The sequence below is a fragment of the Nocardiopsis deserti genome, assembly GCF_008638355.1.
In the GTDB taxonomy this organism is placed as follows: Bacteria; Actinomycetota; Actinomycetes; order Streptosporangiales; family Streptosporangiaceae; genus Nocardiopsis; species Nocardiopsis alborubida.
The window spans coordinates 77,500-91,000 of sequence record NZ_VWVS01000023.1 but is presented as its reverse complement, the minus strand read 5'-3'; the positions used below and the strand labels follow the sequence as shown (position 1 = coordinate 91,000).

The 13,501-nt window shown below is 73.5% G+C and carries 13 protein-coding genes; 11 read left to right on the top strand and 2 right to left on the bottom strand.

Going from position 1 to position 13,501, the window contains the following annotated elements:
- The first annotated feature begins 51 nt into the window (after positions 1 to 51).
- From FYW99_RS27350 to FYW99_RS27330, 5 genes are all read left to right on the top strand, one after another.
- On the top strand, positions 52 to 648 hold the full coding sequence (locus tag FYW99_RS27350; RefSeq protein WP_150254895.1) for a TetR/AcrR family transcriptional regulator: 597 nt from the start codon (positions 52 to 54) through the stop codon (positions 646 to 648).
- 258 nt (positions 649 to 906) lie between these two features.
- Positions 907 to 2,130 (top strand): MFS transporter, encoded by a 1,224-nt coding sequence (locus tag FYW99_RS27345; RefSeq protein ID WP_150254894.1) that lies wholly within the window; start codon positions 907 to 909, stop codon positions 2,128 to 2,130.
- A 108-nt stretch (positions 2,131 to 2,238) separates the two neighbouring features.
- A complete protein-coding gene (locus FYW99_RS27340; RefSeq protein ID WP_150254920.1) occupies positions 2,239 to 2,631 on the top strand; it encodes a DUF2267 domain-containing protein in 393 nt (130 codons plus the stop codon).
- A 426-nt stretch (positions 2,632 to 3,057) separates the two neighbouring features.
- Entirely contained in the window at positions 3,058 to 3,387 is a 330-nt protein-coding gene (locus tag FYW99_RS27335) for an ArsR/SmtB family transcription factor (RefSeq protein WP_150254893.1), read from the top strand.
- Complete coding sequence (locus tag FYW99_RS27330) at positions 3,384 to 3,863, top strand: SRPBCC family protein (RefSeq protein ID WP_150254892.1); 480 nt, start codon at positions 3,384 to 3,386, stop codon at positions 3,861 to 3,863. The genes FYW99_RS27335 and FYW99_RS27330 overlap by 4 nt, the downstream gene beginning before the upstream one ends.
- 65 nt (positions 3,864 to 3,928) lie before the next feature.
- Here FYW99_RS27330 and FYW99_RS27325 read toward each other — a convergent pair whose 3' ends face one another.
- Complete coding sequence (locus FYW99_RS27325) at positions 3,929 to 4,753, bottom strand: universal stress protein (RefSeq protein ID WP_150254891.1); 825 nt, start codon at positions 4,751 to 4,753, stop codon at positions 3,929 to 3,931.
- 47 nt (positions 4,754 to 4,800) lie between these two features.
- On the opposite strand from FYW99_RS27325, the gene FYW99_RS27320 reads away from it, so the two are divergent.
- Complete coding sequence (locus FYW99_RS27320) at positions 4,801 to 6,273, top strand: potassium/proton antiporter (protein WP_190394827.1); 1,473 nt, start codon at positions 4,801 to 4,803, stop codon at positions 6,271 to 6,273.
- Positions 6,274 to 6,432: 159 nt separating this feature from the next.
- On the opposite strand, the gene FYW99_RS27315 is transcribed toward FYW99_RS27320, so the two are convergent.
- Positions 6,433 to 7,437: a LacI family DNA-binding transcriptional regulator gene (locus tag FYW99_RS27315; RefSeq protein ID WP_150254890.1), complete on the bottom strand. Its 1,005-nt coding sequence runs from the start codon at positions 7,435 to 7,437 to the stop codon at positions 6,433 to 6,435.
- Positions 7,438 to 7,584: 147 nt separating this feature from the next.
- Here FYW99_RS27315 and FYW99_RS27310 point away from each other — a divergent pair, with 147 nt between their 5' ends.
- The 5 genes from FYW99_RS27310 (at position 7,585) to FYW99_RS27290 (ending at position 13,481) form a co-directional block, all read left to right on the top strand.
- Complete coding sequence (locus FYW99_RS27310) at positions 7,585 to 8,139, top strand: TRAP transporter small permease (protein WP_150254889.1); 555 nt, start codon at positions 7,585 to 7,587, stop codon at positions 8,137 to 8,139.
- Positions 8,136 to 9,410 (top strand): TRAP transporter large permease, encoded by a 1,275-nt coding sequence (locus FYW99_RS27305; RefSeq protein ID WP_150254888.1) that lies wholly within the window; start codon positions 8,136 to 8,138, stop codon positions 9,408 to 9,410. The genes FYW99_RS27310 and FYW99_RS27305 overlap by 4 nt, the downstream gene beginning before the upstream one ends.
- A gap of 81 nt (positions 9,411 to 9,491) precedes the next feature.
- A complete protein-coding gene (locus tag FYW99_RS27300; protein ID WP_150254887.1) occupies positions 9,492 to 10,487 on the top strand; it encodes a DctP family TRAP transporter solute-binding subunit in 996 nt (331 codons plus the stop codon).
- Positions 10,488 to 10,524: 37 nt separating this feature from the next.
- Entirely contained in the window at positions 10,525 to 12,591 is a 2,067-nt protein-coding gene (locus FYW99_RS27295; RefSeq protein WP_150254886.1) for a sugar phosphate isomerase/epimerase and 4-hydroxyphenylpyruvate domain-containing protein, read from the top strand.
- Entirely contained in the window at positions 12,588 to 13,481 is an 894-nt protein-coding gene (locus FYW99_RS27290; protein ID WP_150254885.1) for a shikimate dehydrogenase, read from the top strand. The genes FYW99_RS27295 and FYW99_RS27290 overlap by 4 nt, the downstream gene beginning before the upstream one ends.
- Positions 13,482 to 13,501: the final 20 nt, after the last annotated feature.

Here is a 13,501-nt window from a genome sequence, read left to right as displayed (position 1 = left end):
CGCCCTCGATTTTTTGTGTCGATCGGTCCATAAAGTGGTACCGTCTGGAGCATGGGCAGACCACGCCAGTTCGATGAGGAGCACGTGATCCGGGCCGCCTACGAGGCGTTCAGGGCCAAGGGCTTCGACGGGACCTCCACGGCCGACCTGTGCCAGGCGACCGGGCTGACCCGCAGCAGTCTCTACAACACCTTCCACTCCAAGGAGCACCTGTTCCGCCGGGCGCTCTCCCACTACGTCACCACCATGACCGCCCGCCAGGGAACCGTGCTGGACTCCGCGGAGGGCAGCGGGCTGGACCGGATCGGGTCTCTGCTCGCCGTGATCGTGGCCGACGAGACGGCCAACCGGGAGAGCGGACGCGGAGCAGGCTGCTTCACCGTCAACACCATCACCACGATCGCCTCACGCAACCCGGGAATCGCCCAGGTGGTGGAGGCCGACCTGCACAAACGCCTGTCCTCACTGCGCCTGACCGTCATGGACGGCCAGCTCGACGGCTCGATCGCCGCCGACCGCGACCCCGGCGACCTGGCCTGGTACGTGGTCTCGCTCATCTCCGGGATGAGGGTCGCGGCCCAGTCGGGCGCCGGGCGCACGGTGCTGGAGGGCGTCGCCTCGACCGGAATCGAGGCGCTCCGGCCCTGACCCGCGCTCCCCAGCGCCCTCCCCGTCCCGCCCCCGGGCCCGCCCGCTCCCCGGTCCGCTCCGACCCCTGACCTGTCCGCCCCCGCACTCCCCCGAGCCCCGGCTCGTCCCGACCACCCCGACCACCCCGACCACCCCGGACCCGCGTGCCCGCGCGGGCCCTCCGCTCCCGCAGCGGCACTGCCGTGTGCCCGCCGGGCGTCTCCCCGCGCGCCCCAGTTTTGGTCTGATCGATTCAAAACCTGGAAGGAAACCCCCATGCCCAAGTCCGTCCACCTCATGGCGCTCGGCATCTTCGCCATGGTCACCAGCGAACTGCTCGTCGGCGGACTCATGCCGCAGATGTCCGAGGATCTTGGGGCCACCATCCCGCAGATCGGCTACCTCATCACCGCGTTCGCGCTGGCGATGGCACTCGGCGGCCCGCTGGCGACCCTGTCGGTGCTCCGGTTGCGCACGAACCACGCGCTGATGGTGCTGTTCGCCGTCTTCTTCGTCGGCAACGCACTGGCCGCCCTCTCCACCTCCTACTGGCCCATGCTCGCGGCCCGCGTGGTCACCGGCGCGGCCTCCGGCGCGTTCTTCGGAGTCGCCCTGTCGGCGGTCGCCCAGGTCACCGCGCCGCACCTGCGCGGGCGCGCCACCGGTCTGGCCCTCCAGGGCCTCATGGTGGGCACCCTGCTCGGCCTGCCGCTGTCCACGCTCGTCGGCGGCCAGTTCGGCTGGCGCACCGCCTTCGCCGCCGTCGGGGTGCTGACCGTGGTCGTGGCCGTGGCCACCATGCTCGCCCTGCCGCGCCTGGAGAGGCCCGAGGAGGCCGGGGCCCTGCGCTCCGAGCTGGAGGTGTTCCGCCGCCCGCGCCTGTGGACGGTCATGGCCACCTCCACGCTCGTCATCGGCGCCACCTTCGCGGCGTTCTCCTACTTCACGCCGATCCTCACCGAGGTCACCGGCTTCTCCCGCGACATCGTGCCGCTGCTGCTCCTGGGCTACGGCGGGGCGACAGTCGTCGGCAACATCGTGGTCGGCCGTCTGGCCATGTCCCACACCGTGACCGTCATCGTGGCCGGCCTGGCGCTCAACACGGTCTTCCTGGGCGTCTTCGCCCTCTTCGCCGAACTGCCGGTCCCCGCCCTGCTGGCGATGGCGGGCATCGGCCTGGTGGGCATCACGCTGAACCCCGCGATGATCACCCGCGTCCAGCGCGCCGGGAACCCGCGTGCCCTGGTCAACACCGTGCACTCCTCGTTCATCACCATGGGCGTGGTCGTCGGCTCCTGGATCGGCGGCATGGGCATCGACGCCTTCGGGCTGCGCGCCCCGCTGTGGGTCGGCGTCGGCCTGGCCCTGCTCGCGCTGCTGGCCATGGTGCCCGCGGCCCTGACCGCGCGCAGGGTGGGCCACGAGGCCACCGACCTGTACGTCCCGCCCGCACCGGGTCCGGCGAAGGGGGACCGGGCCGTCCACCCCACGGAGGCCTGACCTCCTCCGAGGCCCCTGGCCTGCACGGACCTGGCCCGTTCCCCGGTGGTTGCCCCCGCCGGGGAGCGGGCAGGGGACCCGGACATCCGCCACCACGTGGAGGTCGAGATGCACTACGACGAGTTTTTGAACGAGGTCCGCGAGCTGGGTGAGTACGCCGACCGCGACGAGGCCGAGCAGGTCAGCCGCGCGGTACTGGGCGTGCTGGCGCCCCGGCTCCAGGCGAACGGCGCGGAACACCTGGTCGCGCAGCTGCCCGACGAACTGGGCGAGGCGATCCAGCAGGGCGAACTGCTGGAGGCGGAGTCCTTCGGCGTGGAGGAGTTCCTCACCCGGGTGGGCGCCGCCACCGGAGCCCGACCCCGGACCGCCGAGTGGGACGCCAGCGCCGTGCTCACCACCGTCTCCCGCCGGGTCACCGGGGGCCAGCTCAACCACATCCTCAGCCAGCTCCCCTCCGGCTACGCCGCGCTGTTCGGCAAACCGGAGCTGAGCGGCTAGGGCCTGTTTTTTTGAACCGGCCTCAGCTTGTGGGGGTTGGTTCGGGCGCCCACGGGGTCCTGGAGGTGGTGGAGGCGGGTTTCCGTGGGAGAACCGCGCCGTAGGCGTCCGTTGAGGGTGGTGGCGGGCGACGGGTGGGCACGAGCGAACCCGCCGGAGACACCGAAGGTTCCCGTGCTTCGGGCGCCCGAACACGGGCCGAAGCGAAGCGGAGGTCCCAAAAAACACTGTCTAGCGGCTGAATCCGCCCCGGGCCCCGCCAGGTGTGCCCGGCGGGGCCCGGGCCCTCCGGGTCGCCAGCCCTCCGGCCTGCTGGGGGGGTGGCACCACCCCCCAGTAGGCCAGGACGCCCCTCAGCGGGAAGGGGAGCCCACAACCCTCCTTCATGCCTTGACAGTTATATAACCAGTTAGGCATACTCAGTGCATGCCCGATCTGTTCGCCGTCCTGGCCGAGCCCAGCAGGCGCCGCATCCTGGACGCGCTGCGCCGCAGCGAGGGCCTGCTCGTCAAGGACCTGGTCTCCGGGCTGGACATGAGCCAGCCCAACGTCTCCAAACACCTGCGCGTGCTGCGCACGGCCGGGCTGGTCTCCGAGACCGCCGAGCGGCAGGGGCGGCGCTACCGCCTGCGCGCCGAGGCGCTGCGCGACCTGGACGACTGGCTGCGCCCCTACCGGGCGTTCTGGACGGACCGGCTGGACGAACTGGGCGGGTACCTGGACTCCACGCACCCACAGGAGGGGCAGCAGCCATGAGCACCGAGGTCCGCGTCGACGCGAGCACGCCCGGCGCACCCGTACTGCACTTCACCCGCCGCTACCCGCACCCGCTGTCGGCGGTCTGGGCCGCGCTGACCACCGACGAGGCGCTCAGCCGGTGGTTCCCCTGCCGGGTGGCGATCGACGCGCGCGAGGGCGGCGCGCTCACGCTCACCTTCCCCGGCGAGGAACCGCGGACCGCGCCGATCACCGAGTTCGCCCCGCCGCACGTCCTGGCCTTCCACTGGGACGGCGAGGACCTGCGCTGGACCCTGGAGGAGGACGGCGACGGGTGCGTGCTGCGCCTGTCCAACACCGTCGCCGACCCGGCCTGGACGGCCAACACCGCGGCCGGGTGGGACGTGTGCCTGCGCACGCTCGCCGCCGTGCTGGACGGACGCGCGGAGCGGACGCAGGCCGGTCCCGACGAGGCGCTGATCGCGCACTACCGCCAGACCCTGGCCACCGGCTGAGGCACCGGGCCCCCTCGCGTCGCACCGGCAACGTTTCCGATCAGCGCACCGGGGGCGGGGGGACCTCAGGAGGAGCGCGTGAGGAGGACGGGGCGGGGGCTGGCCGCGAGGATCCGCGAGCTGACGCTGCCCAGGACGAGCTTGGGAATCCCCACCCGGGCGCGGCTGGCGAGCACCGCCAGGGCGCCGGGGCGGCGGTGGAGCAGCCCGGTGATGTCGCCCGCGGGGTCGGCGCCGGTCAGCACGGTCGTCCGCACCGCCAGGCCGTCCGCCTCCAGCCTCCGCGCGGCCCCCGACAGCCGTGCCCCGGCCACGGCCGCCCCGCCGGGCGGGGCCACGTGCACCAGCTCCACCTCCAGTCCGAGCTGGCGGGCCCACCCCCGCCCCAGGGCGAGGGTGGCGGTGTCGCGGGAACCGCCGTCCAGGCAGACGAGGGCGCGGTCACCGGCCCCGCCTCCCCCGTCCCGCAGGTACCCGGGACCTATCATGAGCACCGGGGCAGCGGCCTGACGCAGTACGTGTTCGGTGACGCTGCCCGCCACCAGGCGTGAGAACCGGTCCCGGTTGTGGGTGGCCATGCACACGACCGTTCCGGGCTGCTCGGCGACCGCGTCGACGATCACGTCCCCCGGCCAGCCGGAGCCGACCATGGAGACCTCGACGCGGTCGTAGTCCAGGCCCGCGGCGACCGCGTCGACGTCCTCGGCCCACGTACCGTGCACGCGGTCGTGCACGGTCAGCAGTTCCAGGGGGACCCTCAGGACGCGGGCGGCGCGCAGCGCGGGGCCGAGGGCGGCGGCCGCACCGGCGGTGCCGTCCAGGGGCACCAGGAACCGGGTGATGGCGCGGGTGGGGGCCCGTGCGGCGCCGTCTTCACCACCGGCGGCCATCGGCACTCCCCCCTCCACCGCGTCCCAGAGCCGACGACGGGGGAACCATGGCAGTGCACCTGCCCGCCGACGGGTGGATCCTTGCGGCCGGGCTCCTGCTGGTGGCGGCGATCCTGGCCGCGGGCTTCGCCAACCGCATCCGGCTGCCCGGCCTGCTGCTCTTCCTGGCGCTGGGCATGCTCATCGCCGACGACGGGCTCGGGTTGATCCGGCTGGACGACCCCGAGATCGCCCAGATCGGCGGAGCCGTCGGACTGATCCTCATCCTCTTCGAGGGCGGCCTGACGACCAAGCCCGGGGACCTGCGGCGCGCCGCCGCTCCCGGGTTCGGGCTGGCCACCGTGGCCGTGGCGGGCACGGCGCTGATCCTGACGGCGGGCACGTACCTGCTGTTGGACGTGCGCCCCCTGACCGCCCTGCTCATCGGCGCGGTCGTGGCCTCCACCGACGCCGCGGCGGTGTTCGCCATGCTACGGAGGGCCCCGCTGCCCCGCAAGGTCGCCTCCCTGCTGGAGGTGGAGTCCGGCGCCAACGACCCGATCGCCATCCTGCTCACCATCGGCCTCATCGCCACCTGGCAGGACACTCCGTCACCGGCCGAGTGGGCGCTGTTCGCCCTCATGCAGCTGGTCGGGGGCCTGGTCGTGGGCGCCGTGGCGGGGCTGGCCGGAAGCTGGCTGCTGACCCGCGTCAACCTGGGCCCGGCCGGGGTCTATCCGGTGCTGGCGCTGGGCGTGGCCGGGGCCTCCTACGGCACCGCGGCGCTGGCGGGCGCCTCGGGCTTCCTCGCGGTCTACGTCACCGGGCTGGTCGTGGGCGCCCGCGCGCCCCTGCACCGGCGGGGCATCCGCACCTTCCACGAGGGGCTGTCCAACACCGCCGAGGTGGGACTGTTCCTGTTGCTGGGCATGCTGGTCTTCCCCTCCGACCTGCCGGGGGTGGCGCTCCCGGGACTGGCCGTCAGCGCCGTCCTGGTCCTGGTGGCGCGTCCGGTGACGGTGGCGCTGTGCCTGGTGTGGTTCGACTACACGTGGCGGGAGATCGTCTTCGTCAGCTGGGCCGGGCTGCGCGGGGCCGTGCCGATCGTGCTGGCCACGTTCCCCTTCGTGGCCGGGTATCCGGACGGCGCCCTGATCTTCAACGTCGTCTTCTTCGTCGTGCTGGTCTCCGCGGCGGTGCAGGGCACCAGCGTCCGCGCCGCCGCGGGCCTGCTGGGGCTGACCCGGGGCGGCCACTCGCTCGACCCCGTGGCGGCGGACGTCCCGATCAGCGACCTGGGCACCGAGCTGATCGAGGTGCGCGCGACGCCGGGGCTCTACATCGTGGGCAGGCGGCTCGGGGAGCTGGACCCGCCGCACGGCCTGGTCACCACGATCGTGCGGGGCAAGCGGGTGCTGATGCCCTCGGCGCACACCCGGATCCGTGAGGACGACCTGCTCCTCGTGGCCATGCCGCGCCGCCCCGACGCCCAGAGGCTGGTCACCGCCTGGGCCAAGGGCGAGGGCGCGGACGGAGCCTGACACCGGGCCCGGCCGTGCCGGTCGCCTGCCGTCCACGACCGCTCACCGCTCAGGCCGGGCGGTGCCCCCATCCACCCGGAGACGGGGCCCCGCCGCCCACGGCCGCTCCCCCGTCCCGAGCCGGTCACGCCGCCGGGAGGGTCCCGCGGCCCGGCTCCCTCACCCGGGCGCCTGCCCGGAGGAGGCGCGGATGACCAGGTGCGAGGGGAGCATGACCCGCCGGTCGGGCGTCGTGCGGGCGGTGGAGCGCGACCGGTTCTCCAGCAGCAGTTCCACGGCCGAGCGGCCCGCCTTGTCCTGGGGCCCGGCCAGGGTGGTGAGCGAGGGCACGCAGAAGTCGGCCCCGAAGATGTCGTCGTAGCCCACCACGCTGATCCGCTCCGGCACGCCCACGCCCCGCTCGGCCAGGCGGCGCAGGACCCCGATCGCCAGCAGGTCGTTGTGCGCCACCACGGCCGTGGCCCCGGTGACCAGGACGGCGTCGGCCGCGGCGCCCCCGCCGACCAGGCGGGGCGGGAAGGGGCCCAGGCGCACGGCGCGGATCCCGTGCCGCTCGGCGCCCTCGCGCAGCGCCTCCCAGCGCTCCCCCGCCAGCCAGGACTGGTGCGGACCCGACAGGTAGACCAGCGAACGGTGACCCAGCGAGGCCAGGTGCTCCACGATCTGGCGACTGCCGATCCGGGTGTCGACCACGGCGCTGGGCAGGCCGCGCACCTCGCGGTTGACCAGTGCCAGGTTGTGCTCCTCGGCCAGCTCCAGGATGCTCTCGTCGGACATGCGGCTGGCGGCGAGGATGAACCCGTCCACCGAGCGCGCCAGGTGCTCGATCTTGGTGCGCTCGTTGTCGGCGGACTCCTCGGTGTCGCTGAGGATGAAGGTGATCCCGGCCGCGGAGGCGCGGCGCTCGGCGCCCCGGATGGTGCCGAAGAAGTGGGGGTTGGTGATGTCGGGCACCAGCATCGCCACGGTCGCGGTCCGCCCGGACTGGAGCGCGGTCGCCAGGGGGCTGGGGCGGTAGCCGAGGCGTTCGGCGACCCGCAGGACGTGCTCGCGCGTGGCGGTGTTGACGCGGCGCGGGTTGCGCAGGGCCCGCGAGACGGTGGAGGCGGCCACACCCGCCTCCCGGGCCACGTCGTAGATGGTGGTGCGCTTCGGTGAGCTCATGGGAGTCTTCTACGCGTTTTGACAACTTTTGGCAATCGCTTGTCATTGTTCGGACGCGAAACCTAGGGTTCACACCACACCGAGGAACGTGACCCCCGTCACGCTTTCTGACCTGCGCCGACAGCGTCCGACCGTTGAGTGGAACCGATGGCAGACAGACCCCCCGCCCCCGAAGACCGACCTCCCCGCCCCTCCCGCCCCGCGCCGGTGCGGTGGCTGGAGACCGCCGAACTGGTCACCGGCGTCGCGCTCCTCGCGATGATCCTCGTCCTCATGCTCCTCCAGGCCACCCAGCGCCACCTGCCCGTGGACGGCTGGGTCTGGACCGGGGAACTGGCCCGCCTCGGGCTGGTGTGGCTCGCGTTCTCCCTGGTCAGCTACCTGACGGGCCGCGACGAGCACATCACCCTCAAGATCGTGGACTTCGTGCTCGACGGCCGCGCCCTGCGCGCGGTGTGGATCCTGTCCAACCTCGTGGTCGCCGCGGTGGGCGTGATGTGCGTCCTGGAGGCCGTCGAACTCGTCTTCGGCGGCTCCCCCCAGCAGACCCCGGCCCTGCGCATCCCCGTCTCCTGGACCTACGTGATCCCCCTCGTCGGTCTGGCGCTCATGTCGCTGCGGGCCCTGGCCAACGCCCTCCTGGTCGCCGAACCGCCGCAGCGCGAGGGCCGCGCCGCCGACTCCGGGGAGGAGGTGCGATGAGCGCGCTGCTGGTCGTCCTCGGCATCCTCGTCCTGCTGGTCCTGCGGGTGCCCATCGCCTTCGCGATCCTGGGTCCGTGCCTGACCTACATGGTGGTCGGCGGGCAGTCCACCGGGCTGAGCCTGCGCACGGCGGCCCAGGAGGTCAACAGCTTCCCCCTCCTGGCCGTCCCGCTGTTCATCCTGCTCGGGGTGGTCGCCAACCACACCGGGATCGCCGACCGGCTCTTCGGCTTCGCCCGGGTGCTGTTCGGCCGGGTGCGCGGCAGCCTCGGCTACGTCAACATCGGTGTGAGCGTGGGCTTCTCCTGGATCAGCGGGTCGGCCCTGGCCGACGTCGCGGGCATGGGCAAGATGCTGGTCCCGGCGATGAACAGGGCGGGCTACCCCCGGCGCTTCACCCTGGGGCTGACCGCGTCCACCAGCCTGATCAGCCCCGTCATGCCGCCCAGCATCCCGGCGATCGTGTACGCCTCCGTGGCCGCCGTCTCCACGGCCGGGCTGTTCGCCGCCGCGGTGGTGCCCGCGTTCCTCATGGCGAGCGGGCTGACCCTGGCCGTGTTCCTGTGGACACGCAACAAACCCGAACTCGCGGGACAGCGCGCGCGGCGGGGCGAGGTGCGCACCGCGACCGTGCGGGCCCTGGGCCCGCTGGGCACCCCCGTGCTGCTGCTCGGCGGCATCCTCAGCGGCCTGTTCACCCCCACCGAGGCCGCGGCGGTCGGCGTCGCCTACGTCCTGGTCCTGGGCCTGTGCTACCGCACCCTGAGCCCGCGCGCGCTGTGGCGCATCGGTGTGGAGACCGCCACCACGGCCGCCTCCATCGCGATCATCCTGGCCGCCTCCGGTCTGCTGGGCTGGGTGCTCGCCCGCGAGCAGGTGCCCCAGCAGGTGGCCTCCCTGCTGCTGGGTCTCACCGACAACCCGACCGTCCTGCTCCTGCTGGTGGCCCTGATCCTGCTCCTGGTCGGAACGGTGCTCGAACCCGTCGCCGCGCTGGTCATCACGGTCCCCGTCCTGCTCCCCGTCGTCGTCCAGGTGGGGGTCGACCCCATCCACTTCGGCGTGGTCACCATCGTCAGCCTCATGATCGGCCTGCTCACGCCGCCGATCGGCGGCGTGCTGTTCGTCCTCGGCTCGGCCACCCGCACCCCCATGCACGAGGTGTTTCGCGGCACCGCGCCCTTCCTGCTGCCGCTGGTGGCGGTCCTGCTGCTGCTGACCCTGGTCCCCGACCTGGTCCTGTTCCTGCCCGGGCTCCTGGACCTGTGACACCCGCCGGGCCCGCGACAGCCCGCCCGCGCCCGACCACCCCGGCCACCCCTGACACCCCACTCCCGAGGAGGGAACCCCATGCGCACCATCACCCGCTGGACGGCGCTGCTCCCCGCGGCGGCGCTCGCCCTGACCGCCTGCGGCACCGGCGGCTCCGACGACGACGCGACCACCCTGACCTTCGCCAACAGCTACCCCGAGGACCACCCGCACACCCGCTGCGGCATCGACCTGGTCGCCGAGCGCGTGAACGGCGCGGACGCCGGGTTCACGGTCGAGACCTTCCCCAACAGCCAGCTGGGCAACAACACCGAGACCTTCGCGTCGGTGATGTCCGGCGACATCGACATGGACGTGCAGGGCTCCGCGGCACTGGGCTCGGCCTACGAGCCGATCGGCGTCCTGGACGCCGCCTACGCCTTCCGCGACGCCGACCACCTGTTCTCCTACTTCGACTCCGAGGGCTCCCAGGAACTCAGGGACGGCTTCGCGGAGGCGACCGGGGCCCGGATCCTGGACGTGTGGTACTTCGGCGACCGCCACTTCACCGCCAACCAGCCCATCCGGCGGCCCGAGGACCTGGAGGGCCTGCGGATGCGCTTCCCGGACTCGCCCATCTACCTGGCCAACGCCGAGGCGCTGGGCGCCGAACCGACCACCGTGGCCTTCGAGGAGGTCTACCTCGCCCTCCAGCAGGGCACCGCCGACGGCCAGGAGAACCCGATCCCGACCATCCAGGGCGACAACTTCGTCGAGGTCCAGTCCCACGTCAGCCTCACCGGCCACCAGGTCGGCTCGCAGATGATCGTGGTCTCGGGGCAGACCTGGGACGCGCTCACCGAGGAGCAGCGTCAGGTGCTCCAGGCGGCCGTCAGCGAGGTCCGCGCGGAGAACCGGGCCTGCATCGAGGAGGCCGAGGAGCAGATCCTGGAGGAGTGGCGGGCCGAGGGTGCCATCGAGGTCGTCGACGACGTGGACGTGGAGGCCTTCCGCACCCGGGTCCAGGACCACTTCGAGCAGAACCTGGACGGGGAGCAGCTCGCGCTCTACGAGTCCTTCCAGGAGACCGAGTAGGTACGGGAGACGAGGAAGAGGAGGGGGGAGCACGACCATGCGGCGCTCCATAGCCACCGTGTCACTGAGCGGCACCCTGGAGGAGAAGCTCGAAGCCGCGGCCCGGGCCGGGTTCGACGGTGTGGAGATCTTCGAGAACGACCTCGTGGGGTCGGCGCTGCCGCCCCGCGAGGTCCGGGCCCTGGCCGACTCGCTGTCCCTGACCATCGACCTCTACCAGCCCTTCCGCGACTTCGAGGGGGTGGACGAGGCCCAACTGGAGCGCAACCTCAGGCGCGCCGAGGCCAAGTTCGCCCTCATGGTGGAGCTGGGCGTGGACGTGCTCCTGGTGTGCTCCAGCGTCGCGCCCGCCGCGACCGGGGACGACGCGCGCTCGGCCGCGCAGCTGCGCCGCCTGGCCGAGGCGGCGGCGCCCTTCGGGGTGCGCATCGCCTACGAGGCCCTGGCATGGGGGCGCTGGGTGAACGACTACCGGCACGCCTGGCGGCTGGTCCGGCTGGCCGACCACCCCGGGCTCGGGGTGTGCCTGGACAGCTTCCACATCCTGTCGCGGGGGCACGACCCCTCGGGCATCCGCGAGATCCCGGGCGAGAGGATCTTCTTCCTCCAGCTCGCGGACGCGCCGCTGATGCCGATGGACGTGCTGCACTGGAGCCGCCACCACCGGTGCTTCCCCGGCCAGGGCGCCTTCGACCTGACGGAGTTCACCGGGCACGTGCTCGCGGCGGGCTACACCGGGCCGCTGTCGCTGGAGGTGTTCAACGACGTGTTCCGGGCCTCGGACCCACGGCGCACGGCCGCCGACGCGCTGCGGTCGCTGGCGGTGCTGGAGGACGAGGTCGGTCGGCGGGTCCCGGACCCGTCCCCGAACGCCGGGAACGGCACGGTCACCGTTCCGGAAAGCGGAAACGGCGGCCCGGCCCCCGCCCGGGAGGACAGCACCGGCTCGGGTGCTTCCCCGGCCCGGGGAAGCGACGCGGGCACGGTCCCGGGACCGGTCCGGGAGGACGGCGCGGCGGTGGAACTGGTGCGCCTGCCCTCCCCCGCGCGGACCCGGGGCTACGCCTTCGTGGAGGTCGCGGCACCCGAGCACGCGGCCCGGCGGGTGCGCGACGCCCTGCGGGGCCTGGGCTTCGCGCACACCCGCGACCACCGCTCCAAGCCGGTGCAGCTGTGGGAGAACGGGCACGCGCGCGTCCTGCTCAACGCCACCGACCCCCAGCTGGGGCACACCTGGAGCGACGACGCCGCGGTGACGGCCCTGGGCGTCGACGTGGCCGACGCCGACGGCGCGATGCGGCGGGCCGAGCGGCTGCTGGCCCCGCCGCTGCCACGGCGACGCGACCCGGCCGAGTCGGTCCTGCACGCGGTGGCCGCGCCCGACGGGACCTCGGTGTTCTTCTGTCCGGGCGAGCCCGCCGACGGGGAGGACTGGCTGGCCGACTTCTCCGTTCCGGTGCGCGGGCCGGACGGGTCCGGCGGGGTCGCCCTGACGGGTATCGACCACGTGGGGCTGTTCCAGCACCTGGACCACTTCGACGAGGCCTCGCTGTTCTACCGCTCCGTGCTGGGCCTGGACCCCGACGACGGCACCGAGCTGGCCGCTCCGGACGGCCTGGTGCGCAGCCGCGCGCTGAGCCGGGGCGGAGCGGCGCCGCGCATCGCCCTGAACGCCCCGCTGCTGGGGCGGGGGCCCGACGACGCGCAGGGAGGGCCCCAGCACGTCGCCTTCGGGTGCGAGGACGTGTTCGCGGTCGCGCGGGCGATGCGGCGGGGCGGCGCCGAGCCGCTGCGCATCCCCGACAACTACTACGCGGACCTGGCCTGCCGCACGGACCTGGAGCCGGTGGCCCTCGAACTCATGCGCGAGTTCGGCATCCTGTACGACCGGTCGGAGGAGGGCGAGTTCTGGCACTTCTACACGCCGATGCTGGACGGGCGGCTCTTCCTGGAGGTGGTGCAGCGCGGAGGCGGGTACCGCGGCTACGGCGCCGCCAACAGCGCCCTGCGCATGGCGGCGCAGCGCGCGGAGGCCCAGCGCACGGAGACACCGCGCGCGGAGGCCCTGCGCACGGCTGACCGGCGGGCGGAGGCGGGCCGATGAGCGCGGCGACGGCCGAGCCGGTGCGGGCGCGCGCCCGTTCCTCCCTGGTGGGGCTGATCGGCACGGGCGTGGGCCCCTCCCTGACCCCGCCCATGCACGAGCGCGAGGCCGCCGAGCTGGGGCACCGCATGATCTACCGGGCCGTGGACCTGGCGGAACTGGGACTGGCCCCGGAGTCGGTGGGCGGCCTGGTGGCCTCCGCCCGCCACCTGGGCTTCAACGGCCTCAACATCACCCACCCGTGCAAACAGCTGGTGCTGCCCGCGCTGGACGGCCTCACCCCCGAGGCGGCCACCCTGGGCGCGGTGAACACGGTGGTGTTCCGGTCCGGCTCCGCCATCGGGCACAACACCGACTGGTCGGCGTTCGCACGCTGCCTGGAGCGCGGGCTGCCCGGCGCGCCCCTGGACCGCGTCGTGGTGCTGGGCGCGGGCGGGGCGGGCGCGGCCGTGGTCTACGCCCTGCTCGCCGCGGGCGCGCGGGAGGTGGCCGTGGTCGACACGCGGGTGGACCGCGCCCGCGACCTGGCCGCGCGGATGGGCGGGCACTTCCCCGGGGCGCGCTGCCTGGCGGACGGGACCGACCGGCTCGGCCCGCTTCTGGCGGCGGCGGACGGCATGGTCAACGCGACGCCGACGGGTATGGCGCACCACCCGGGCACCCCGGTCCCGGCCGGTCTGCTGCGCCCGTCGATGTGGGTGGCCGACGTCGTCTACCGTCCGCTGCGCACCGAACTCCTGCGCCAGGCCACGGAGAGGGGGTGCCCGACCCTGGCGGGCGGGGAGATGGCGGTGTTCCAGGCCAGCGAGGCCTTCGGGCTGTTCACGGGCCTGGAGGCGGACGCCGGGCGCATGCTCGCGCACTTCCACGCCCTGCTCGCGGACTCCTGACCCGGGCCGGGGGCCGACGC

What these genes read in the sequence shown, in the direction of transcription:
- FYW99_RS27315 (WP_150254890.1), bottom strand. Translation starts at nt 7,437, where the DNA reads ATGAGCTCACCGAAGCGCACCACCATCTACGACGTGGCCCGGGAGGCG.
- FYW99_RS27325 (WP_150254891.1), bottom strand. Translation starts at nt 4,753, where the DNA reads ATGGCCGCCGGTGGTGAAGACGGCGCCGCACGGGCCCCCACCCGCGCC.
- FYW99_RS27305 (WP_150254888.1), top strand. Translation starts at nt 8,136, where the DNA reads ATGAGCGCGCTGCTGGTCGTCCTCGGCATCCTCGTCCTGCTGGTCCTG.
- FYW99_RS27320 (WP_190394827.1), top strand. Translation starts at nt 4,801, where the DNA reads ATGGCAGTGCACCTGCCCGCCGACGGGTGGATCCTTGCGGCCGGGCTC.
- FYW99_RS27290 (WP_150254885.1), top strand. Translation starts at nt 12,588, where the DNA reads ATGAGCGCGGCGACGGCCGAGCCGGTGCGGGCGCGCGCCCGTTCCTCC.
- FYW99_RS27340 (WP_150254920.1), top strand. Translation starts at nt 2,239, where the DNA reads ATGCACTACGACGAGTTTTTGAACGAGGTCCGCGAGCTGGGTGAGTAC.
- FYW99_RS27300 (WP_150254887.1), top strand. Translation starts at nt 9,492, where the DNA reads ATGCGCACCATCACCCGCTGGACGGCGCTGCTCCCCGCGGCGGCGCTC.
- FYW99_RS27335 (WP_150254893.1), top strand. Translation starts at nt 3,058, where the DNA reads ATGCCCGATCTGTTCGCCGTCCTGGCCGAGCCCAGCAGGCGCCGCATC.
- FYW99_RS27330 (WP_150254892.1), top strand. Translation starts at nt 3,384, where the DNA reads ATGAGCACCGAGGTCCGCGTCGACGCGAGCACGCCCGGCGCACCCGTA.
- FYW99_RS27345 (WP_150254894.1), top strand. Translation starts at nt 907, where the DNA reads ATGCCCAAGTCCGTCCACCTCATGGCGCTCGGCATCTTCGCCATGGTC.
- FYW99_RS27350 (WP_150254895.1), top strand. Translation starts at nt 52, where the DNA reads ATGGGCAGACCACGCCAGTTCGATGAGGAGCACGTGATCCGGGCCGCC.
- FYW99_RS27295 (WP_150254886.1), top strand. Translation starts at nt 10,525, where the DNA reads ATGCGGCGCTCCATAGCCACCGTGTCACTGAGCGGCACCCTGGAGGAG.
- FYW99_RS27310 (WP_150254889.1), top strand. Translation starts at nt 7,585, where the DNA reads ATGGCAGACAGACCCCCCGCCCCCGAAGACCGACCTCCCCGCCCCTCC.